Genomic DNA, 22,340 nt, shown 5'->3' with positions numbered 1-22,340 from the left:
AGACACCGGCTAAATAAATGATTGTGAAGAGCAGTTTTAATTCTGTCTTTGACATTTTTCTGCCGAGGCTTTGTGCTGCATGTGAAAAGAAACTGGGGCCTTCCGACGAAGTAATTTGTCCTGAATGCCTCAGTTCCATTAAAAGTCCCGGCAATAATAAAATTGCCGCAGAATTCAGAAGGAAATTTGAGAGGGAAAATGTCATTTCTGAATTTACATCAGCATTCCTTTTTGAAGAGGAAAAAGCCTTTCAGAAACTGATCCATTCAATTAAGTACCGGGGAAGATACCGTAATGCCTTTTTTCTTGGGCGCCTTACGGGCGAAAAATTAAAGGAGAAGATCCTTTCCTGGAAGTGTGACATGATTATTCCCGTTCCGCTTCATCCCGTAAAGAAGGCCGAAAGGGGATTTAACCAGTCGTATTATATTGCCAAAGGCTTAAGCCTCATTACGGGCATCCCGCTGAACAGCAAGGCCTTAAAACGCGTAAGGTTTACTGAAACCCAGACGGCACTGAGCATGACTGAAAGACGGGATAATATAAAAGGGGCCTTCAGTCTGAAAAGGGGAGTAAGCCTTTCAGGAAAAACTGTTATTATCCTTGATGACGTCATTACCTCCGGCTCAACCGTCTCAGAGTGCGGACGCGTGCTCTTAAACGGCGGGGCTCTGAAAGTCTATGCCGCTTCGGCGGCGCTGGCCTTGTAGGCTATTGCTTTCCTCAATATGGTCTTAAACTCATATCCCCGCTTTACTGGGCTGTTGCCTCGTTCTGCACTTATATAGACTACTTCAGCATTATTAGTTTTTTTATCTCCAGAAAGCTCCCTGACCTCAGGCTCATGAAATAGATGCCGCTTGAAACATCTTCATTGTTGTCATCTTTACCTTCCCACCTGATCGTATATACGCCACGTGGCTGATTCCGGTCAATAAGACTTTTTACTCTTCTTCCCAGTGCATCAAAAACATCAATCTTTATGTGCGATTCAAAGGGCACATAATACTTTGCCGCGGTAATCCCGTTAAATGGATTGGGATAATTCTGTTCTAGTTTATAGCTTTGGATACCTTGTGCCCCGGGGCTTACAGACGTAGCCCCATTTTTGTACATCTCAAAGCCAAACCATGGCGACTTTCCGGTGTTTTGATCCAGTACAATATCAAAAATGCCGGGGGTTTTGGGATAGTAAACCCCGGAGAGAGATTTTACAGGGTTGCCGTATACATCCAGTGCGGTGACCCTTAGCGAATCAGCATTGATATTAAGCCTGAGGCTTAAGCTGAGAGGACAGATCATTGTTGGTGCATGCCCCCAGTCATTATGCACTGTTGTCGTCCCGTCCCAGATCATTCCCATATTCTGTGCTTTTGAGGATAGGGTTATAAGTGACTTTTTTGCCCCTGCCAGTGAGTCTCCCGTAAGAGAAACCCAGGTTATTGTGCCGAAGCCGTCAGCAGAAGTTATTTCCATCAGCCCTGCTTTTACTCCTGCATTGGAATTTAGGAAGCCTGTGGCGCCGATGAATTTGGGCGCACTAACTGTAAGTATCCCTTTTTGCGGATCGAATAATATCTCATCCGTATCGGTCCTGTACGGGCTCTGAGGAGCAGCCGGAAGTGTTGAGAAATCTGTTGCTGCCTGGCTGCTGAAAGATTCGTTCCTTATGCTGTGTATAAACGACAGCTCCGTCGGATAAAAACTGATTCCCCAGGGAGCTGCCTTGCTGCCTGCAGGAATGGAGTATACAAAATCGGGACTGTAGTTTATCTTTATTGTTTCACGGGCCTTTGATATATAGCTGTTCCTGAATGCAAGAGCGCACGAGGGATAAAGCGACATAAGCGCCGGGTTCCTGGAATTGTCAAAATGCTTGGCAATAAAATCGCTGTCAAAGTCGAGTGAGGCGTTATAATCAAAAAACTCTATGGCGTCTGCATTATGAAAAGAAAGGTATGCGCTTGTAAAAAGCATCATCTCCGTCTGATAAATGTTAGGGAAGGGATGTGAATATTCGCTGACGGTATACGGCTTGCCGAGCATTTCAATGCCCCCGAAAAGCTGCGTCATTGTCCCGCCGTCTAAAGCCTTTACCATCGGAGTATTGTCAACGTACCAGTCTGTCTGCGACCAGGCTACTCCTGGAAAAACAGGATGCTGCCAGTAGGCATGGTTATCCATGTAATCATACTTCGCCTGGCTTATCAGGTCTCCCGGCCCCGAATTGGAGTTCGTTCCAATTATAGGGACTCTTACCTTCAGCTGATCCTTCAGGTAACTTCTCATTCCGGAATAAAAATCGTCCTGCAGCTTTATATAAAACTCAGACATGTCTTTAACTCGCTTGGCGGAATATCCATAGGCATCGTTGTAGTCAATCCTTCTTACCGTCTTATTCTCAAGCGTTTCACCGGCGAGAAGACCCTTGGGCTTTGTCGGGATTACCTTAATGTTATCGAAGTAGAAGAATCCTTTATTGTTCTTAAAATTTATTGAAAGACGGCTTTGTGCGGCGTTATCCTCGGTAGCCCTGATAGAAAATGAATACTGCTGCCACTTGGTGGAAAGCCTGAAATCTTTTGAGCCGTAGCCGTTATAGGGACTGTTGTTCCTCATTACAGTTGCACCTATCAGCCTCATGCTGTCGGCCCTGGCCATAAATTCCACGACGTAGACAGAATCTTTCTTCAGGCTGAACCCGGTCTGTTCAAACTGTATGTGCCAGTCAGTTCCCGTTACTGTGCTTACTGTAATTTTAGCCGACATTTTGCCCTCGTAAGGATCTATGGTTTCCCGGCCGATTGTGGCAAGAGCGCCGCTATGAAGCTCCATATACCAGTTTGCATTTGATGAGTTCTCAAAGTCCCCGTTAATTATCAGATTACCCGTGTCAGCCTGAGATGTGCCGTTACTCCAGGCGGCCTGAAGGTTTTCAGTTGACCCGTACTTCTTAAGCAGGAAACTGCAATACATGGTATCAAGCATTTTGTTATAACTCACAGGCAGGATGCCCCCCTGGGCAAAGGGTTTAAGCTCATTTTGACGCCACATGGTATAAAGTGAATTCTCGTTTATCAGCTCCACCATCGCCATTACAGGATCTTCTGCAAGTGAAAGCCCCGTATAAGGATTTATGTGCGTGAGGAGCTCCATGGCATATTCCTTTTCGAGCGCAACAATCTCTGGGGCGAAGATGGTAAAGCCTTTGGCAAAATGCTGCAGTGAATCGGCATCCACAATGCCGTCGGTATTCATGAATTTCCTTACTACATTTAAGTTCATGTTTACGTATATGCCGTTTTTCTTCAGCTCCGAGATGAGCTTATCCATATAGTCAATATTCCGCAGATTGAGCTGCCTGCTCGAAGGCATTCCGTAAAAAATGCTCCTGAGATTAGTTGGGGCGTCTATCTGATGGATGCGGACCAGGTTAATTCCCAGCTTTCTCATTCTGCCTGCGATATAATACGCCTTATCCTTATCAGGAAACGGGGCATTGCCTGCCAGGTTGGTGCCCCAGAAACGGATAGGTGTTCCATTTACAGAGAAATTGCCCTCAGAGTTTATGCTTACAAAGTCCTGCCCTGAAATTGGCTTTGCCGGAAACGAGGGCAGGAAAGCTCCGGAGGAGGTATCGTTTGAGGGCATATTGAAATTAAATCCGGCCGGAAAATTCTGTGCCTGAAGATTAAAAGAAAAGACTGAATAGAATAATAAAAGTAGTAAAAATTTATTTGCCCGTTGCATCACTTAACCCGCATAATTTCAACAAAGACTCTATTAAATGTGGCAAATATACTTATATGGCCGTAAACTACCAATAAAAAGAAAAAGGCTGCCTCAGCATAGTGAGAGCAGCCCTTAAAATTGAAAAAATGTTTTAACTACATCTTATCCGGGGCGGAGACGCCTAGGACTTTAAGTCCGTTTCTAATGACGGTCTGTGCAGCAACGCAAAGAGCAATTCTTGCCTCCGCCAGCTTCTTCTCCGAGCCTATTATCCTGCACTGAGTGTAAAACCTGTGAAAGAGGGCAGCCAGTTCTTCAAGGTAAGCTGCAATCCTGTGCGACTCAAAATTCTCTGCGCTGTAGAGCATCTCTTCGCTGAACTGGTGCAGTTTCTTAAGCAGGTTCTGCTCTTCTTCAGTTGTAAGGAGGTTCAGGTTTTCCACCGATGAGTGGAGGTCTTCCCCCTTTGTCATCCTGAAAATTGAGGATATCCTGGCATGAGCGTACTGGAGATAGAAAACCGGGTTCTCATCCGACTGTGTCTTTGCCAGTTCCAGGTCAAAGTTCAAGTGGCTTGAAATGCCCCTCATATTGAAGAAGTATCTTACGACGTCGGCACCCACTTCATCAATAAGCTCATCGAGCGTTATAAAGTTGGCCTTTCGAGTAGACATCTTTACTACTTCACCTTTCTGCATAATGGTCACAAACTGATGAATGAGCACTTTAACTTTATTGGTATCATAACCCAGGGCTCTCAGGCTCGCCATAACGTCAGGATATGTGGCGTTGTGGTCGCTTCCGAATATGTCTATCATCAGGTCGTAGCCGCGGTCAAACTTGGTCGTATGATATGCAATGTCGGGCAGGCGGTATGTGGGCTCGCCCGTGGACTTTACAATTACCTTATCCATTTCGTTTCCAAGCTCTGTAAGCTTCAGCCAGGTAGCTCCTTCTTTTTCATAGGAAAGGTTTCTTTCATTAAATATTTTTAAGAGCTCTTTGATCTTTCCGCTTTCATAAAGGCTGTTTTCGTTGAAGTAGTTCTGGAATTTTATGTTCAGCCTCGAAAGCGTGTTTTCAATATCCTTAAATATCTCGCGCTCGGCGGTCTGGCGGAACAATCCGTCACCCGGTTCATTTTTAAGCTTGTCCCCGTGCTCTTCAAAGAGCCCTTTTGCAATATCTTTTATGTATTCGCCCTGGTAATGGTCCTCAGGGAATTCCACTTTTTCTCCTGTCAGCTCCATGTAGCGGTACTTTACGGATTCACCCAGCACCCTCATCTGGCGCCCGGCATTGTTAAAGTAATATTCACGGTCCACATTATAGCCCACCCATTCAAGCATATTTGCAACCGTGTCGCCGTAGACTGCATTTCTGCCGTGGCCTACTGTAAGAGGCCCCGTAGGGTTGGCGGAAACAAATTCCACCATGGCTTTTTTCCCCTTGTACTTCTCTGAGCGCCCGAAGTCATCTTTTTTTTCAACAACTTCCTTCACGATCTTTGTGACGTATTCAGCCGAAAAATAAAAGTTAATAAACCCGGGTCCCGCAATCTCAATTTTTTCAATGACTTTATTGTCGTAGACAAGGCTGTTTATAATTTCTCCTGCAATTTCCCTGGGGTTTTTCTTCAGCTTCTTTGTCAGAAGCATTGCAATGTTGGTTGAGAAATCCCCGTGCTTGGCTAAAGCCGGAACGGTTAAAATAAGGTCTGTATCTTTTAAGTAATCTAGTTTTTCAGAGGTGAGCCTGAAGGCTTCAATAAGGTATTTTTTCAATTAATATCTCCCATGTTAAGCAGATAAGAAAGATGTGTAAAAAACAGAAAACAAGGCTTAAGGTCTCCCAAATTAAGCCTTGTCTTCAACTAGAAGTGCAGGGGCATCCCCCCACAGTTTTTCAAGATTATAATATCTTCTTGATTCATTTTTGAATACGTGCACGATCACGTCAAAGTAGTCGAGCAGTACCCAGTTAAGGGCTGTAAGCCCTTCTTTATGCAGGCATTTAATTCCCTGCTTGCTTAATTCCTTGTCAATTTCATCGGCTATAGCTTTAACCTGTGAATCAGAATCTGCCGAGCAGATGACAAAATAATCAGCAATTGAGGATAGGTTCCGGAGGTCCAGAATCCTCACGTCATACCCTTTTTTGTTGAAAATCAGATCAGTTATTTTGTATGCGAAATCTTTAGCTTCCAAATAGTTTGTCCCTCACTTTAATGGTTTTAATTGGTTATAGTCTCTTCCAATGACAATGGATACATCCACAAAATACTCGTTGTTTATCTGCTGAATAACGTTTTCTTCCTTAATGCCCAAGAGTTCGGCAACTTTTTTGGCGTTAGCCATATTGCCTGTCCTGTCTATTACGAGCGTCTTATCCATATCAAAAGAGCTGTAATTGCTCACGTTTACCACGTCAACCTTGTTGTTCCTGAGGAAATCCGTGAACCTGTCGGCCACACCTCCAATACCGCAGCCGTTAAGTACCTCGGCCTGAATTATTACCGAAGGGCTTTGTGCCTTAGAAGCAGCTTCGGCCGGAGTGTCTGAATGCATCAGCTTTGCAGCAATGGCATAGGCCATATAGAGAATAATAGCGCCTAAAAGGAATATAACTACATTTAGAAATATGTTTGCGGTCGATTTTTTAACATCAGTATTCTTAACCGACGTATCGTTTTTTTTATTCAGCATGATTCACAAGTATAGTTTAATATAAAAAAATAACCGGATACATATGAAATACCCGGTTATTAAAAAAGAAGTTAACAAAATTTTTATCTTCTGTAGAACCAGTTATTGTCCATAAGACCTCTGTCGAACATTCCGCCGTTATAATATCCGTAAGGGGAATAATAGAGCATCGGATTATTGCTGTACGAGACGTTAATAAGGAAGTTCTCGCTTGGGCGGTAGTTCAGCTGTGCCCGGCTGATGTAGATCCCGTTTATCTGGTCTGTAACCTGTTTGCTAAATGAGCTGTAAGGCGTATGTACCAGGCTGGCGTCGAGCTCAACGTTCAGTTGATCGGAAAATTTATATGCCATACTGTTGGTATAAACTCCCATTGCCAGGCCGTTTCCGCCGAAAGCGTTGTAAGACAGGCTATAGGAATGGTGCATTGTGAAATTTTTAGGATTAAAGAAGCCCATAACCAGGCTGGGTGTTTCGTTCTTAATCATTCCATCATGTACACTGGGCTGCCTGTCAAGCTGATCGCGGAACTGTCCGAATGCAAAGCCTGAACAAAGTAACAGAATCATAAGTGCATTTTTCATAATAACACCTTTAATTTTCTAAGGCATTTTAACTAAAAGATGAAAAAAAATCAATCTTTTTACATTTCTATAACAATTATACATACACTATCGGAAAAAGATCCTTTTTTTTACACTGTTTTTAGGCCATTGCCCCTTTTTTACACCTGCTCTAAAGTAACCGGACTAATCTTTTTAATTTTATTCTGCTTATCCACCAGTACAATCTTAGGAGTGTGGTGTTTTGCTTCTTCTTCAGTCATTTGAGAATAGGTAATAATAATTACTTCATCCCCCACGGCTCCAAGGCGTGCTGCAGCTCCGTTAAGGCAGATTATGCCGCTGCCCGGTTCCCCTTCAAGCGTATAGGTCTCGAATCTGGCCCCATTATTAACGTTTACAACCTGCACCTTTTCATAAACTAAAATCTCCGCGGCTTCCATGAGCTCCTTATCGATGGTAATGCTTCCTTCATAGTAAAGCTCGCTCATCGTAACGGTTGCACGGTGTATTTTAGATTTAAACATTTCTCTCATTGCGTCTTTCAAATAATTATTATTGAACACGTGTAAAATAATAATTTTATAATCATTCTACCAGTACAATATTTGTACGCGGGGGCTGAAGACAGGCAAAAACCGCCAAATTATTCATTTTCAGCCGTTGAAAAATCAATAATTATAAATACTTTTTGTCACGCTTACGGGTTCGCCCGATTTGTTATAACGGATTTCCTCGCTCAGGTTGCCCTTGTCGTCATATTTATAAGTGTATTTGTAATAAAGGGTATTGCTGGCTCCGTAGTTGGCGGCTTCAATTTTCTTCCCTTCATTGTCATATTTGTACGTAAAACGCTGCTCTTTTTTGCCCTTGGAGTTGTACCAGATCTCTTCGACTATATTGCCTTTTTTGTCGTAAATGTAGACGTAGGATTTGTCAACATCCCCGTTTGTCTTGTAAGAAATTGTCTTTATCTTATGCCCCTCTTTGTCGTACTTATACTCAAAACGGCGGTCCACGTGCCCCAGGCTGTCGTACTTTATGGTTTCAATCCTGTTTCCCTTATTGTCGTAGGCGTAAGTATATCTTTCGCTTGTCTTGCCCTCTGTGTTGTAGACGATAGTTTCTGTCTGATTGCCGTTACTGTCGTAAATAACCGAGGATACTTTCTGCCCCTGTTCAGAAGGGCTTCCCGAATCATAAGTATACATCCAGTTTTCAACAGATTTCAGCGTGGCGGGTTTTACCGGGGGAGTTTTAACTTCAGGAACGCTTTCCTTTACACGGGGTCCCTCGGTTTTTACAGTTTTGCTGCCCGATGAGCAGCCGTTTATAACAAAAGTCAGAATAAAGGCGGGGACGATAAATAATTTTATGAATCTCATTTTGCTTTAACTACCTTTTTTTACTCAAAATTGGCTCATCTCTTCAGTCATTGGGCACAACTGAAGAGATCGAACCGGTGAAACTGACAAACACATTATATTAATTATTTATCAAATTGACGCTTTAAGTTAAAGTCAATAACTGAGGTGCATTTTGATATTTTTCTGTTTTTTCAGGATTTCAGTTTGGCAATAATTTCCACTTCCACGGCGGCATTTAAGGGAAGCTCATTAACGCCAACGGCGCTGCGGACGTGCTTGCCCTCTTCTCCGAAGATTTTTACAAAGAATTCCGAGGCTCCATTGGCAATTTTAGGCTGATCCGTAAAGCCCGGGGCGCTGTTAATAAAGGCTGTCACCTTGATTATGCGTTCAATATTATCCAGGCTTCCCGCCACGGACTTAATTACGCTCAGGCAGTTAAGAGCGCAGAGTTCAGCTGCCTGCTTGCCCTGTTCTTCAGTTATCTCTTTTCCGAGCTTTCCCTTGAACTTCAGCTCGCCTGAAGCTGTCGGGAGCTGCCCTGCGGTATAGACGAGGCTGCCGTCTTTTAATGCCGGAATGTATGCTGCTAAAGGCTTTGGTGCCTCGGGTACACTGTAGCCCAGTTCTTTAATCTTTTCTTCTACCATCATTACACCTGTATTGTTTAAAGATTTAAGTAATCATTAAAATTATCGTAAATACAAGATAAATACAATAGGGAGCTGCAAAGTCCAATGTCCTGTGTTCTGACAGACGGGCCTGTTTGCAAATGTGGGTGAAAATAGTTTAAATTCAAAACGTGTTTTTAATTTTCCTCCCTCTAAAGGCCTGAGATGTAAACAGCCTGTTTTGTGTTGCATTGCTTGGGCAATTTAATTAAAATGTATTAAATCGAATTTCATGAGTAACATTTCCGGGGTTTTATGAAAAAGTTACTGTTATTTCTCTTTCTGTTTCTCCTTTCTTTCTGTTCTTCTTCCCGTGCTCAGGATGAGTCCCGGTCCGGCGATTCAATTGAGGTTTTTCTGATTGATTCCTATATTACTCCGGAAACTCCTCATAAGTTCAGGCTGACATTCTATACCAGTGACAGCTGCAAATCGCGCGTTGTAATGCAGGGTAAGTACGAATTTATAATATCCAAAGACTACGCCGAGGAACATAAGGCTGATATTGACCTTACAAACCTGACATTCGATTCTACCGATATACCTTTTGTAGTTTATGTTGAAGGGAAAAACGGCAAAACCAACCAAAGCGAGGACTTCGAAGTTGCTTATCCGGTGGATAACCAGTCCCAAGAGGTCAGCCAGGGGGGCTCCAGCATAGTCATGATGTGCTGTTTCGGCGGCGTTATTTTCGGCCTCCCGGCGCCGGGCTACGTAACCTGGGGCGGGAAAAGCTACTTCAGTCTTACAAAAGAAATCCCCATACTGTCACTCGTAACCAATAACTACAAGTACCCGGTGGGTTATTTCTCGGTGGAATATTCATACATTTTTCAGCTCATACAGGAGGACAGGAATTTTCTGCGCGTGGGATATAAACATATTTTCCCGGTTCCCTTCATTGAATATATCTCGCCGGGGCTTAACGCATTCTCCAACCTGGGAGGCTTTAACGGCTTAAGCCCTGAGGTATCGGTTGGACTTTTCAAGATTTATGATATATTTACCTTTTACGCAAAGTACCGTTATAACTTTAAGCCGGGGCAGGCGGGCACCGATTTCCATGAGATAATGTTGGGCTTGTATTCGGGATTTTTCACATTCCACCTGAACATCTGACGGGACTTCTTTTTAAAGAACGGAGAAATTTAGAAGGGTTATCAGAGAATCTTGATTAAAGGCTGTTTGAAAATATTATTATGCCTGCTTTTGCCTTTATGCACCTTGGAAGTCAATGCCCAGGGGGGCAGCCTTAAAGGCAGGGTAACTGAAGGCGCTTCAGGAATTCCGGGCGTAAATATTATACTTCAAAAAACAGATCTTGGCGCACAGACTTCTTCTGAGGGAAACTACGAAGTTAAATCCATTCCTGAAGGCACCTACAGCGTAAGATTCAGCGCAATAGGCTATGAAACTATCCTAAGGGAAGTTACAGTTAAAAGGGGCACGGTGACCCTGAACGTTGAAATGAAACCTTCAGTAATTGTAACCGACGAGGTCCAGGTCCTTGGCGACCGGAGGCAAAAACAGGAGGACCCGCGCGTAAGCGTAATCGACCTGAGGCCCGAGAAGGCAAGAGTTCAGCCGGGTGCCGTGCAGGACGTCTTAAGAACTCTGCAGTCCCTTCCGGGCGTGCTTGCCCCGAACGATTTTACTTCACAGCTCGTTATCCGCGGCTCGGGGCCCGATCAGAACCTGATCATTATGGATGACGTGGAGGTATTTAACCCTTACCGCCTCTACGGCGTAATCAGCATGTTTAATCCCGAAGCTGTTGCCGATATCAACCTCATTACGGGAGGTTTTCCTGCGCGCTATGGCGACAGGCTTTCTGCTGTTCTGGACGTAACTAACCGCGAAGGGCCAAGGAATGCCGGCTTTAAGGGGAACATAAATGCCTCTATTGTGGACGCCAACCTGGTGCTGGAAGGCAAAAACCCGTTCAGTGTCCCGGGCAGCTGGATCATAAATTCAAGGCGTACTTATTACGACCTTATAATTGAGCCTTTCGTAAAGAAAGCCGGCCTTGTTGAAGAGAATACATCGTTCCCGAACTTCTATGACTTTCAGGGTAAGCTTGCCTTCGGCCCTTTCGGCGGGCACAGGTTCCTTCTTAACGGTATTATTTCAAGGGACGGTGTGAACGTTATTAGCGGAAAAAAACGTAAAACCCCCGACAGCGTAAGCGTGCAGGACTTAAGCCGCAACGACCTGGCTTCCTTTGCATGGCATTACTCACCCTCAAAAAGACTACTTAACAAATTTATTGTGTCCTGGTATAAAAATTCCGGCGACTCGCAGCTGGAGGCGGCTTTCCTGGATCCCTCCTTGAACCGCGATAAATTCAATGACGCTGTACCCGATACCATTTCTTCTTACCTGCTGGGAATTGGAGTTACTTCATCTTTCTTTTTCAGAAAATACTCCTACGACGATAAATTTACCTATCTATGGGGCAGCAACCAGCTTGAGGCTGGTGTGGGATTGGATCAGATGAGGACAACCATAGATTTTAACTTCAATCTTTCCCCCGCGCTGAAGGCTTTTATTGAATCAAATGGCGGCTTCAGGTCCATACCGACAGACATAAAAGATATCAAGGATTACTACCGCTACAGGGCGTACGTGCAGAATAATTTCAGGGTTTCTGAACGCCTCTATGTAGAGCCCGGCTTAAGAATGGATTACTACCAGATCCTTCAGAAGCCTTATCTTGCTCCCAGAATTGCCGTGTCCTACGCGCTGAACGACATTACTACCTTAAGAGCCGTGTGGGGAGTTTTCTATCAGTCGCCCGGCTATGAAAAGCTGCGCGATCAGAATATGCTCCTGGACTTCAGTCCGCAGTATACCCGCAGCCTGAGAGCCGAAAGGGCTATCCATTACGTCTTAAGTCTTGAAAGGTGGCTTAACGAGGAGTGGAGAGCCAAGGCTGAAGGCTACTATAAGAGGTTTAACAACCTGATAGTGCCTGAAAAAGTCCAGGGAAGAAATTTCTTTACCGAACCTGTACCGGGAAAAGACGCCAGATATCCTGATGCATGGACGAGGCCTGTATATGTAAGGGGAGACTCTGTTACACAGATCCCCATTAATAACTCGGACGGCGAGGCCTACGGCTTTGAATTCCTCCTGGAGAAAAGGAACATTGCAGGAAGTAATGTTCTCTCGGGCTGGATCTCCTATGCACTGGCCTTTGCAAACAGGTACGAAGACGGCATGACAATTCCTTTCCGCTACGATCAGAGGCATACCGTTAACGTTGTGCTCAGCTATGAGGTAAGCCGGAGTTTTAATATAGGACTCCGCTGGCAGTTCGGTTCAGGCTTCCCATATACAGTGCCTCTGGGAATTAAACCCAGAATTATTTTGACAGACACAAATCTGGATGGAAAGCCCGACAGCCCTGAAATTGCCACGCGGCAGAGCGGCTTAAACTCAAAGCCGCAGGTAATCTATGACGTGAACTACGGAATAAATGCCGAGCGCTACAATGCCAAAAAGCCCGACTACCACAGGCTGGACGTAAGGTTTACGTGGCTTGCGGAATTCTGGAATCTGGACTGGTCGTTTTACCTGGACGTCATAAACGTCTACAACCGTCATAACGTTGTAGGCTACAGCTACTTCATTAACGACGACCTCACGCTCGGCAGAAGGGTTAATACCATGTTCCCGATCATCCCCACCTTTGGCTTCAGCGTGAAATTCTAATTGAAAATACCTAACCTGTATTAACGTAGAGCGTAGAACGTCGAACCCGGCGAAGCCGGAACAGGGAACTATTTTCACTACTTATTTTTTATAACACTTATTATCCCGTAAACTGATATATTTGTAAGATGAATTTGAAAAAATGTTAACTTAATTTCTTTAAAGAAGGTAGTCTTTAGGCAATGACTTTATCCGTCAGCGAAATTACACGCCTTATTAAGGAGGAGCTGGAAGACAATTTCTCCTCCATCAGTATAGAAGGCGAAATCTCCAACCTGAAAAAACACGTCTCCGGCCACTGGTATTTCAATCTCAAGGATAGTAATGCCACAATATGCTGCACAATGTGGAAAGGGTTCAATAATTATGTCTTCTTCACGCCTGAAGACGGCATGAAGGTGGTTGCAAACGGCCGCATTACGGTTTATCCCCCGCGCGGGAACTACCAGCTGGAAGTGCGCAGTATGAAGCCTGCGGGAATTGGTGAACTTCAGGCGGCTTTTGAAAGGCTGAAGGCAAAGCTTCAGGAAGAGGGCCTGTTTGATGATGAATTCAAAAAACCTATACCTGCTTTCCCAAGGAAAATCGGCATCGTAACGGCAATTGACGGCGCGGCGTTAAAAGATATGATTTCCATAGCACAGCGCCGGTATCCCCTGGTGGAACTTATAGTCTATCCTGCAAGAGTCCAGGGCGAGGGCGCCGCAAAATCCATTTCCGAAGGCATTGAATGCCTGAATGAAAGAAATGACATAGATTTAATAATCATCGGGCGCGGAGGCGGATCCTTAGAGGACCTCTGGGCTTTTAATGAGGAAATTGTTGCCCGGGCTGTCTTTGCCTCATGCATCCCCCTTATCAGCGCCGTCGGCCATGAAGTGGATTTTACAATCTCAGACTTTGTGGCGGACCTCAGGGCTGCGACGCCTTCGGCTGCAATGGAAGTTGCAACACCAAGTAAGGACGACTTTTTTGCCTTTTTAGAAGAGTTTTCATTTAGAACATCCGAGAATATTTTTTATATTATAGACCGGAAAAAACGGGAAGTTGCCGGCCACCTGAAAGCCTACGGCTTCAGAGTCCCTCAGGACCTCGTACGCATAAGGACTCAGCAGACCGATAACATCCTCTACCGTATTCAGCAGAAACTTGACGGCAGGCTCTTAAGCCTGAATAACCGCCTCTCGCTCCTGGAGAAAGGGCTGGAGTCGCACGACGTCAGCAGGATATTAAAAAAGGGCTTTGTCTTGGTCAAACAGGATTCTAAATTTGTATTTCGGGCCGGCGATTTTAGGATGGACGAGCCGGCAGTGTTAAAATTCCATGATAAAGAAATTTGGGTGAATAAAAAAAACTATGAAGAAAAAAAGTGAGGGATCGTTTGAGGATATGCTCAGGCGCCTGGAGGAAATCTCCGGGATGCTCGACAGTGAATCGATAGGCCTTGACGAGGCTATAAGCCTTTATGAAGAGGGTATCGAACTTTCCAAGGTTTGCTACACAAAACTCAAGGAGGCCGAAGTAAAAGTTACCGCGCTTCGCAAAAGCCTTGAAATAGATAATGAGCCGTCAGACGGTTTTGAAGAATAATTTGTCAGGTACAATAAAATGAATGAAGATAATAAGTACAAGCTCTTATTTAATATAAATTCACCCGCAGATATTAGAAATTTTCAGATCCATGAACTTAAGATTCTGTGCCAGGAAATCAGAGACTATCTTATTGATGTGGTCTCCAGGGTAGGGGGACATTTTGGCGGCGGACTGGGAGCCGTTGAGCTTACAGTAGCACTGCATAAGGTTTTTAACACGCCAAATGACCTGATCGTCTGGGATACAGGCCACCAGGCATACCCGCACAAGGTGCTTACAGGAAGACGCGACCAGCTTGCTACAATCAGGCAGTTCCACGGAATAAGCGGATTCCTAAAAAGAGCGGAAAGCGAATATGACGCTTTCGGGGCAGGACATGCTTCCACCTCTATCTCGGCTGCACTGGGCATGGCCGCTGCACGCGACCTGAACAAGGATAATAAAAAGGTCGTTGCAATCATCGGCGACGGCGCCATGACAGGCGGTATGGCCTATGAAGCCATGAATAATGCCGGCGTTCTTAAAAGCAACCTTATCGTTGTCCTAAATGACAACAACATGTCCATTACTTCTAACGTATGGCAGTTCTCAAACTATTTTACAGAGATGATTGCACACCCTGACTACAATAAGCTGAAAGGCCAGATATGGGACTTTACAGGAAAATTTGGCCAGGGCGGTGACCGCTTAAGAAGAATGGCTGCAAGACTTGAAAACGGCCTTAAGGCCGTACTTACCCCAGGTATGCTTTTCGAAGCCCTCGGCTTCCGCTACTTCGGGCCTGTTAACGGGCACAATGTTGCACAGCTTGTAAAAATATTTGAACAGGTTAAAAATCTTAACGGACCGATACTCGTCCACGCCCTGACGCAGAAGGGCAAGGGCTACAAGCCTGCTGAAGAGGACGTGCAGAGGCTCCATGCTTCAACTCCATTTGACAAGGTTACAGGACAGGCATTCAAAAAAGCAGGCGGTGCTCCCTCATATACAAAGATCTTCGGCCAGGCGCTCGTGGAAATTGCAAAGAAAAACCCGAAAGTAGTTGGAATTACGGCTGCAATGCCTGACGGCACTGGTATAGACTTCCTGAAAAAGGAATTCCCCAAAAGATACTTCGACGTCGGTATAGCTGAAGAACACGCCGTTACTTTTGCCGCCGGTATGGCCACACAGGGCACTATTCCTGTAGTTGCAATCTATTCCACATTCCTTCAGAGGGCTTTTGATCAGATTGTACACGACGTAAGCCTGCAGCACCTGCACGTTGTTTTCGTCCTCGATAGGGCGGGCCTCGTTGGGGCAGACGGACCAACACACCACGGCGCATTTGACCTTTCATACCTGAGACTGATTCCCGATATGGTAATCATGGCTCCGAAGGATGAGGCCGAACTGAGAAATATGATCTATACTGCTACTGAATATAAAAACGGACCCGTTGCAATCCGCTATCCAAGGGGTAACGCACTCGGAGTCGAGCTGAAAGAAGGTTTTGAAGAAATCCCTGTCGGTAAGGCTGAACAGCTGACCAGGGGCGGGGACTGTTGTTTGCTTGCAGTCGGGTCAATGGTTGACTACTCCCTGAAGGCCGCTGAAATGCTTCTTCGGGAAGGGATCGCCTGTGAGGTCGTTAATATGCGCTATATAAAACCTCTTGACGCAGATATGCTTGACGAGGTTGCCTCACGCCATAACAAGATCATTACACTCGAAGAAAATACAATTGCAGGAGGCTTCGGAAGCGCTGTAGCTGAGTATTTTATCGACAAGAATTATAAGAACGATATTCTGAGGATTGGAATGCCCGACAAGTTTGTAGACCACGGCACACAGGCTGAACTGCACAAAATGCTTGAAATGGATGCTGAGGGTGTTGCGGGCAAAGTGAAACTTTTTCTTAAGGGCCATGCTGATCATGCACTCGGCAAATTAGCATGAAAGAACTATAAACTACAGTAAGCAATAGCGAGAAAGCAATAGCGAGAAAGCAATAGCGGTTTTTATTCTGATAAAAAAGAAAAACATTCTATGAAAGCGAAGATCCTGCTGGCAGACGACGAAAAGGATATTGTTGAATTCCTTGAATATAACCTTGCCCTGGAGGGCTTTGATGTTATTACCGCTTACGACGGCAAAGAGGCGCTTGAGAAACTCTCGCAAAAGCCTGACCTGATTATCCTGGACGTCATGATGCCGAAGTTTGACGGCTTTGAGGTCTGCCGCCAGATAAGGAAAAACGAACAGTTCTCAACAACACCTGTCATATTCCTTACGGCTAAGTCTTCTGAAGTAGATGAGATCAAAGGCCTCGAACTGGGTGCAGACGACTTTATAGGGAAACCTATCTCGCCCAAGAAACTGGTTGCACGCGTAAAGTCTAACCTAAGGAAATCTGAACTTCAGGCCTCCGAAGGCACCAGCCTCCCGGCAGGGGAAAACCCCGTCATTAAAATTGGCCCCCTTGAAATCAACCGCGACAAGTATGAAGTGCTCCTCGAAGGAGAGACAATCATATTCCCCCGCAAGGAATTCGAGATCCTGAGCTATCTGGCATCAAAACCGGGAAAGGTATTCGGGCGCGAGGCAATACTGCACGACATCTGGGGCACCGACGTACTGGTGGTCGACAGGACTATAGACGTCCACATAAGAAAGATCAGGGAGAAACTTACAGATTATGCAGACATGATCGAAACAATTAAAGGAGTCGGCTATCGTTTCAGAAATCCTGCCTAAAGTTAAAAGAAACCTCGTCTTCTCCGGAGCCATTCTTAAAGAAGTTACTTTTCTAAGCGGACTTCTCCTTTTAGTCCTGTTCATTTTAATTCCGGATGGCTCCAGCCGCTGGATAATTACAATTTCAATCCTGACCTTCAGCCTTCTGCTCCTCTATTTCCTCGGGGAAAAGAGATTCCGGGAGCTTAATTCAATTGAAGCTGTAATTCATGCCATTAGAAAAGACATGATAAAATCTGCCGAAGACATCTACCTGGATAAAGGGCTTTTAAGCCTGCAGAAAGAGGTTAAGAAAATGTTCCTGCGCCTGCAGAACGATATTAACTACCTGAAGCGCCTGGAGAAAGTAAGAAGCGAATTCCTGGGCAATGTTTCTCACGAATTAAGGACGCCTATATTTACCATACAGGGCTTTATTGAAACCCTGCTCGACGGCGCAATAGACGACCCCAGGGTAAACAGAAGTTTTCTTGAAAAGGCAGCCAGGCACACCGAAAACCTGAATAACCTCTTAAGCGACCTGATCGATATATCAATGATCGAATCCCATGAGATGCACCTGAGCTTCAGGTATTTTAAGCTGAACGAATTCCTTGACTCGGTTCTGCAGGAGCTTTTACCCCTTGCAGAGGATAAGAAACTTTCACTTAAGCTTGTCCCAATTAGGGAGGACCTCAAGGTTTACGGCGACAAAATGAGGCTTAAACAGGTGCTAGTAAACCTCATCGGTAACGCAATTAAATACACAGACGAGGGCACGGTTGAATTAAGCGCCGAAGAAGAGGAAAACCTGGTCAGGATCGTTGTCAGGGATACCGGTATCGGAATTTCCAAGCGCGATCTTCCGCGCATATTTGAAAGGTTTTTCAGGGTGGATAAGGACCGCTCCCGCACGGCCGGGGGAACAGGCCTGGGCCTTGCAATTGTAAAACACATAGTTGAAGCCCACGGCTCAACGGTGGACGTGATGAGCGTTCCGGGAATTGGCTCGCAGTTTTCCTTCAGGCTGAAGAAGTAAGCCGCTAAGGCTGAAAAAGTAGGCCCCATGGGCAGCACCATAGAAAAATAAAACTATGGAATTCCTTATGAGGAAATTTTATAATAAGTACAATCGATAATTTTTTTAGCAGTAAATGTGGAGAGGATAAAATGTCTGAACTGACAGAATCAAAAGAATGGAAGGATTTAGAGGAACATCAGAAGAAAATTGCAGGCATGCAGATGAGAAAGATGTTTGAAGAAGATCCGGAGCGCTTTAATAAGTTTTCTTTGGAATTTAACGATATACTTCTGGATTATTCCAAGAACAGAATAACAGAAGAAACCATGAGCCTTCTTCTTCGCCTTGCAGAGTCCAGCGGCCTGAAGAGCTGGATTGAGCGTATGTTCACGGGCGAAAAAATCAACATAACCGAAAACAGGGCTGTTCTCCATACAGCGCTCCGCAACCGCTCCGGGCGCCCGGTTATGGTAGACGGAAAAGACGTAATGCCGGAGGTTAAGCGTGTGCTTCTGCAGATGCGTAAATTCAGTGAGGAATTAAGATCGGGACGGTGGAAAGGCTACACGGGAAAAGAAATTAAGGACGTCGTAAACATCGGCATCGGGGGCAGCGACCTGGGCCCCGTCATGGTTACAGAAGCCTTAAAGCCTTACGCCAAGCCGGGGCTAAATGTCCACTTCGTATCCAACGTGGATGCTACCGATATAGCCGAAGTGCTGAAGAAAGTTGACCCTGAGACTACACTTTTTCTTATTGCATCAAAAACTTTTACCACGCAGGAAACCATTACAAATGCAAATACGGCAAGAAGCTGGTTCCTGGATAAAGCCAAAAACGAGTCTGAAATTGCAAAGCATTTTGCGGCACTTTCAACAAATGAAAAAGAGGTTAAAGCCTTCGGCATAGATCCAAAGAACATGTTCGAGTTCTGGGACTGGGTAGGTGGAAGATACTCCCTCTGGTCGGCAATAGGCCTTTCAATTGCAGTCTATATCGGCATGGATAATTTCGAGGAACTCCTCCAGGGTGCTTACGAAATGGATGAACACTTCCGTACTGCTCCTTTTGAGAAGAATATGCCTTTAATACTCGCTCTACTGGGAATATGGTACAATAATTTCTTCAATGCAGAGACCTATGCCATTTTGCCATACGACCAGTATCTGCACCGTTTCCCGGCCTATTTTCAGCAGGGGGACATGGAAAGTAACGGCAAAAGCGTTTCGCGCCAGGGCAGAAGAGTGGATTATTCCACGGGACCTATCGTCTGGGGCGAGCCCGGTACAAACGGCCAGCACGCATTCTACCAGCTCATTCACCAGGGGACAAAGCTTATTCCGGCAGATTTCATCGCCCCGGTGGAAACGCATAATGAACTTGGAGAGCATCACAAGATACTCTTATCCAACTTTTTTGCCCAGACTGAAGCCCTTATGAAAGGTAAAACCCCCGGGGAAGCCCGTCGGGAACTGGAAAAAGGCGGCCTGAAAGGGGAGGCACTAGAAAAACTCCTTCCGCACAAGGTCTTCGAAGGTAATAAACCCAGTAACTCAATTTTGCTTAAAAAAATAACACCCCGCTCGCTTGGGGCCCTTATTGCACTCTATGAGCAGAAGATATTTTCGCAGGGGATTATCTGGAACATCAACTCATTCGACCAGTGGGGAGTTGAGCTCGGAAAACAGCTCGCAAAGGCTATTTTGCCCGAACTAAAGGGTGAAGGGGAAGTGACTTCGCACGACTCTTCGACAAACGGCCTTATAAATTATTTCAAGCGCGAAGGAAATTAGGCCTAAAATAAAGGGATAAGTAGAAAATCCAGCAGGGGCAAAATAAAAAAGTTGAAAAACAGTGGAAATTATGCGTACTTTAGTAGAATGAAAAATTAGAGTCGGTGCTGATAAATAATTTCCTGCAGGGTAATTGACTTATTAGGCTCTATTTTATATATTTACATTCTTAAAATAGATCAATTGGAGGATTTTTTGATGTTTGCCGTCGTAGATATATTAGGGCAGCAGTTTAAGGTTACCGAAAAAGCCAAATATTATGTTCCAAGACTGAAGGCTGATGCTGACACAGAAATTACTTTCGACTCAGTCCTTTTGTTTGCCGATGATAACGGAACAAAAGTTGGCAGCCCCTTGCTGGATGGTGTAAAGGTTCAGGCAAAAGTGCTTGAGCACCTTAAAGATGATAAAGTGATTGTTTTTAAGAAGAAGAGAAGAAAAGGCTACAGAGTTAAAAACGGTCACAGACAATTATTAAGCAGAATTGAAATAACAAAGATAGGTTAATATCCGGAGGTAAATTATGGCTCATAAGAAGGGGCAAGGTTCTTCCAGGAACGGTAGAGATAGTAATGCCCAAAGGCTTGGGGTTAAGAGATTTGGTGGTGAGCTGGTTTCAGCCGGTTCTATACTGGTAAGGCAGAGAGGCACCAAGCTTCATCCCGGCGTCAACGTTAAAAAAGGAAGTGATGATACACTGTTTGCTGTGGTTGATGGTTATGTGAAATTTGAAACCAAGCGCGATGACAGAAAATATGTTAATGTTTTTCAGCCCGAGCAAAAGTAATTGAATAAAAAAATCCACCGCCCTTTTGGGACGGTGGATTTACTTCCTTGCATCTTTTCTTCTTACAAACCTAATCTTTCCATATCTTCAACAAGCGATTTCACTGAACTAACTGAATTATCCAAAGCCGCTTTTTCTTCTTCTATTAAAGATAACTCTATTACTCTTTCGACACCCTGTTCACCAAGAACTGCAGGAACGCCTACGTAGTATCCGTTTACACCGAACTCACCGTTTAAGTATGCGCAGACTGGAAGCAGGCGCTTTTCATCTTTAAGAATTGCTTCTGCCATCGACACTGCTGCACTGGCTGGTGAATAGAAAGCTGAACCTGTCTTAAGAAGCTTTACAACCTCTCCGCCGGCCATCTTCGTCCTCTCAACCATCTTGTTCATTACCTCTTTGGCCTTTTCCTTGTCGTTATACTTCCTTTCAAGCATTTCCATTACAGGAATACCGTTGACGTTAGCGTATCTTACAAGCGGTACCATCGTATCACCATGGCCGCCAAGAACCATTGCGTTGACATCCTTTACGGAAACGCCTAATTCCCAGGCAATAAAGGTCGAAAAACGGGAGGAATCCAGAACGCCTGCCTGTCCCAGCACGCGGTTGTGAGGAAATCCTGTAACCTTCTGGAACAATGTAACCATTGCATCAAGTGGATTTGAAATAATTATAGCAATGGCATTCGGGGCATATGTACGGACTCCTTCGGCAACAGATTTCATGATCTTGGCATTTGTAACCAGTAAATCATCGCGGCTCATACCTGGCTTGCGGGGTAAACCGGCAGTAACAACTACAATGTCTGAATCCTTTATGGCTTCGTAACTGTTGGCTCCGGAAATATTGACGTCAAAACCGTCAACGCGTGAAGCTTCAGCAATATCAAGTGTCTTGCCCTGGGGCAGATCTTCAACGATATCAAAAAGTACAACGTCGGCTAATTCCCTGAGGGCAATCAGCTGTGTAAGTACACCGCCGATTTGTCCGCCGCCTATGAGTGCAATTTTTTTTCTTGGCATTTATTTTTCTCTCCCATTTTAAATTATTTGTGAAATGCGAATCGGGATATTTTTATCCAAATTCTAAATGAATATATCAATAAAAACAGCCCTTTTCAATAATAAGAAGCATGCTTTTTGATGAAAATTAAAGAGGGGTAGAAAAATTGATGCCAGGCACAGCCTTACGGCGCCCGGCTTTCGGAATGACTGGCCTTATTAAGCCTGGAAAACTTATCTTTTACTGAATTTCATCGAGAGCACAAGCTCGGTTCCCTCAGGCGTGAAATTGTATTTGACCTCGTCCATGCAGCTTTTCATGATGTAAAGCCCCCGGCCGCTGTCGCGGAATATGTTCTCCGGCGCCGTGGGGTCCGGAACTTCCTCAGGGTTAAAGCCCCTGCCTTCATCTTTTATGTAGACCGTAAGGGATGTGTCTTCGAGCTCAACTCTGAGTCTCACCTTTTTATCCGAGGAGGCTTTGTTCCCGTGAAGCATGGCGTTTGAAATTGCTTCATTTACGGCAAGCAGGAGGTTGTTTAAGTGTGTCCTGTCCATTTTTGCCCCGGAAGAAATTTCTTCTAAAAACTCTTCTACCAGAGGCAGCTTGTTAGGATCGCTGTTGATCTCAAGATGGTATGTTTCTTTGGACAAAGTTTTCCTCTTTGGATA

Annotated in this window: 21 protein-coding genes; 11 read left to right on the top strand and 10 right to left on the bottom strand. The window is 44.9% G+C overall.

From position 1 onward, the window contains the following. The first annotated feature begins 17 nt into the window (after positions 1–17). Positions 18–710 (top strand): ComF family protein, encoded by a 693-nt coding sequence (locus HF312_04100; GenBank protein MCU7519373.1) that lies wholly within the window; start codon positions 18–20, stop codon positions 708–710. A 79-nt stretch (positions 711–789) separates the two neighbouring features. On the opposite strand, the gene HF312_04095 is transcribed toward HF312_04100, so the two are convergent. The 8 genes from HF312_04095 to HF312_04060 form a co-directional block, all read right to left on the bottom strand. Beyond that, a complete protein-coding gene (locus HF312_04095) occupies positions 790–3,651 on the bottom strand; it encodes a T9SS type A sorting domain-containing protein (protein ID MCU7519372.1) in 2,862 nt (953 codons plus the stop codon). Positions 3,652–3,887: 236 nt separating this feature from the next. Beyond that, positions 3,888–5,516, bottom strand: a complete 1,629-nt coding sequence (locus tag HF312_04090; protein MCU7519371.1) for an arginine--tRNA ligase — start codon at positions 5,514–5,516, stop codon at positions 3,888–3,890. 72 nt (positions 5,517–5,588) lie between these two features. Further along, positions 5,589–5,939, bottom strand: coding sequence for a ribosome silencing factor (gene rsfS, locus HF312_04085; protein ID MCU7519370.1), 351 nt, complete (start codon positions 5,937–5,939; stop codon positions 5,589–5,591). Positions 5,940–5,951: 12 nt separating this feature from the next. Continuing rightward, positions 5,952–6,437, bottom strand: a complete 486-nt coding sequence (locus HF312_04080) for a LytR C-terminal domain-containing protein (GenBank protein ID MCU7519369.1) — start codon at positions 6,435–6,437, stop codon at positions 5,952–5,954. A gap of 83 nt (positions 6,438–6,520) precedes the next feature. Next, on the bottom strand, positions 6,521–7,021 hold the full coding sequence (locus tag HF312_04075) for a hypothetical protein (protein MCU7519368.1): 501 nt from the start codon (positions 7,019–7,021) through the stop codon (positions 6,521–6,523). Between the two features lie 140 nt (positions 7,022–7,161). Continuing rightward, entirely contained in the window at positions 7,162–7,536 is a 375-nt protein-coding gene (locus HF312_04070; GenBank protein ID MCU7519367.1) for an aspartate 1-decarboxylase, read from the bottom strand. A 135-nt stretch (positions 7,537–7,671) separates the two neighbouring features. Beyond that, entirely contained in the window at positions 7,672–8,385 is a 714-nt protein-coding gene (locus tag HF312_04065; GenBank protein MCU7519366.1) for a hypothetical protein, read from the bottom strand. 173 nt (positions 8,386–8,558) lie between these two features. Continuing rightward, positions 8,559–9,020: a RidA family protein gene (locus HF312_04060; GenBank protein MCU7519365.1), complete on the bottom strand. Its 462-nt coding sequence runs from the start codon at positions 9,018–9,020 to the stop codon at positions 8,559–8,561. Positions 9,021–9,293: 273 nt separating this feature from the next. Between HF312_04060 and HF312_04055 the strand changes: the two genes are divergently transcribed. The 10 genes from HF312_04055 (at position 9,294) to rpmA (ending at position 20,661) form a co-directional block, all read left to right on the top strand. Then, a complete protein-coding gene (locus HF312_04055) occupies positions 9,294–10,157 on the top strand; it encodes a hypothetical protein (protein MCU7519364.1) in 864 nt (287 codons plus the stop codon). Positions 10,158–10,223: 66 nt separating this feature from the next. Beyond that, a complete protein-coding gene (locus HF312_04050; protein ID MCU7519363.1) occupies positions 10,224–12,752 on the top strand; it encodes a TonB-dependent receptor in 2,529 nt (842 codons plus the stop codon). A gap of 182 nt (positions 12,753–12,934) precedes the next feature. After that, entirely contained in the window at positions 12,935–14,125 is a 1,191-nt protein-coding gene (locus HF312_04045; protein MCU7519362.1) for an exodeoxyribonuclease VII large subunit, read from the top strand. Then, positions 14,109–14,342, top strand: coding sequence for an exodeoxyribonuclease VII small subunit (xseB, locus tag HF312_04040; protein ID MCU7519361.1), 234 nt, complete (start codon positions 14,109–14,111; stop codon positions 14,340–14,342). Before HF312_04045 ends, xseB begins: the two co-directional genes overlap by 17 nt. A gap of 18 nt (positions 14,343–14,360) precedes the next feature. Beyond that, a complete protein-coding gene (locus tag HF312_04035) occupies positions 14,361–16,283 on the top strand; it encodes a 1-deoxy-D-xylulose-5-phosphate synthase (protein MCU7519360.1) in 1,923 nt (640 codons plus the stop codon). Between the two features lie 90 nt (positions 16,284–16,373). After that, the gene (locus HF312_04030; protein ID MCU7519359.1) at positions 16,374–17,081 is read left to right on the top strand and encodes a response regulator transcription factor; all 708 of its coding nucleotides are present in this window, start codon (positions 16,374–16,376) and stop codon (positions 17,079–17,081) included. Next, positions 17,071–18,099, top strand: coding sequence for a two-component sensor histidine kinase (locus HF312_04025; GenBank protein ID MCU7519358.1), 1,029 nt, complete (start codon positions 17,071–17,073; stop codon positions 18,097–18,099). Before HF312_04030 ends, HF312_04025 begins: the two co-directional genes overlap by 11 nt. A gap of 131 nt (positions 18,100–18,230) precedes the next feature. Next, on the top strand, positions 18,231–19,874 hold the full coding sequence (gene pgi / locus HF312_04020) for a glucose-6-phosphate isomerase (protein MCU7519357.1): 1,644 nt from the start codon (positions 18,231–18,233) through the stop codon (positions 19,872–19,874). Between the two features lie 198 nt (positions 19,875–20,072). Beyond that, positions 20,073–20,381 carry a 50S ribosomal protein L21 gene (gene rplU, locus HF312_04015; protein ID MCU7519356.1) on the top strand — a complete coding sequence of 103 codons (309 nt, stop codon included), beginning with the start codon at positions 20,073–20,075 and terminating at the stop codon, positions 20,379–20,381. A 16-nt stretch (positions 20,382–20,397) separates the two neighbouring features. Beyond that, positions 20,398–20,661: a 50S ribosomal protein L27 gene (gene rpmA, locus HF312_04010; protein MCU7519355.1), complete on the top strand. Its 264-nt coding sequence runs from the start codon at positions 20,398–20,400 to the stop codon at positions 20,659–20,661. 62 nt (positions 20,662–20,723) lie between these two features. On the opposite strand, the gene mdh is transcribed toward rpmA, so the two are convergent. Together mdh and HF312_04000 are read right to left on the bottom strand one after the other, a co-directional pair. Continuing rightward, entirely contained in the window at positions 20,724–21,689 is a 966-nt protein-coding gene (gene mdh / locus HF312_04005; GenBank protein ID MCU7519354.1) for a malate dehydrogenase, read from the bottom strand. Positions 21,690–21,902: 213 nt separating this feature from the next. Next, positions 21,903–22,322 (bottom strand): ATP-binding protein, encoded by a 420-nt coding sequence (locus HF312_04000; GenBank protein ID MCU7519353.1) that lies wholly within the window; start codon positions 22,320–22,322, stop codon positions 21,903–21,905. Positions 22,323–22,340: the final 18 nt, after the last annotated feature.

Source organism: Ignavibacteria bacterium (assembly GCA_025612375.1).
Taxonomy (GTDB): domain Bacteria; phylum Bacteroidota; class Ignavibacteria; order Ignavibacteriales; family SURF-24; genus JAAXKN01.
Note: the sequence above shows the minus strand (reverse complement) of the source record. Positions and strands in the feature narration are given on the sequence as shown.

Coding starts and splice junctions, on each gene's coding strand:
- HF312_04100 (MCU7519373.1), top strand. CDS start 18: ATGATTGTGAAGAGCAGTTTTAATTCTGTCTTTGACATTTTTCTGCCG.
- HF312_04095 (MCU7519372.1), bottom strand. CDS start 3,651: ATGCCCTCAAACGATACCTCCTCCGGAGCTTTCCTGCCCTCGTTTCCG.
- HF312_04080 (MCU7519369.1), bottom strand. CDS start 6,437: ATGCTGAATAAAAAAAACGATACGTCGGTTAAGAATACTGATGTTAAA.
- HF312_04075 (MCU7519368.1), bottom strand. CDS start 7,021: ATGAAAAATGCACTTATGATTCTGTTACTTTGTTCAGGCTTTGCATTC.
- HF312_04070 (MCU7519367.1), bottom strand. CDS start 7,536: ATGAGAGAAATGTTTAAATCTAAAATACACCGTGCAACCGTTACGATG.
- HF312_04065 (MCU7519366.1), bottom strand. CDS start 8,385: ATGAGATTCATAAAATTATTTATCGTCCCCGCCTTTATTCTGACTTTT.
- HF312_04060 (MCU7519365.1), bottom strand. CDS start 9,020: ATGATGGTAGAAGAAAAGATTAAAGAACTGGGCTACAGTGTACCCGAG.
- HF312_04055 (MCU7519364.1), top strand. CDS start 9,294: ATGAAAAAGTTACTGTTATTTCTCTTTCTGTTTCTCCTTTCTTTCTGT.
- HF312_04045 (MCU7519362.1), top strand. CDS start 12,935: ATGACTTTATCCGTCAGCGAAATTACACGCCTTATTAAGGAGGAGCTG.
- xseB (MCU7519361.1), top strand. CDS start 14,109: ATGAAGAAAAAAAGTGAGGGATCGTTTGAGGATATGCTCAGGCGCCTG.
- HF312_04035 (MCU7519360.1), top strand. CDS start 14,361: ATGAATGAAGATAATAAGTACAAGCTCTTATTTAATATAAATTCACCC.
- HF312_04030 (MCU7519359.1), top strand. CDS start 16,374: ATGAAAGCGAAGATCCTGCTGGCAGACGACGAAAAGGATATTGTTGAA.
- pgi (MCU7519357.1), top strand. CDS start 18,231: ATGTCTGAACTGACAGAATCAAAAGAATGGAAGGATTTAGAGGAACAT.
- rplU (MCU7519356.1), top strand. CDS start 20,073: ATGTTTGCCGTCGTAGATATATTAGGGCAGCAGTTTAAGGTTACCGAA.
- rpmA (MCU7519355.1), top strand. CDS start 20,398: ATGGCTCATAAGAAGGGGCAAGGTTCTTCCAGGAACGGTAGAGATAGT.
- mdh (MCU7519354.1), bottom strand. CDS start 21,689: ATGCCAAGAAAAAAAATTGCACTCATAGGCGGCGGACAAATCGGCGGT.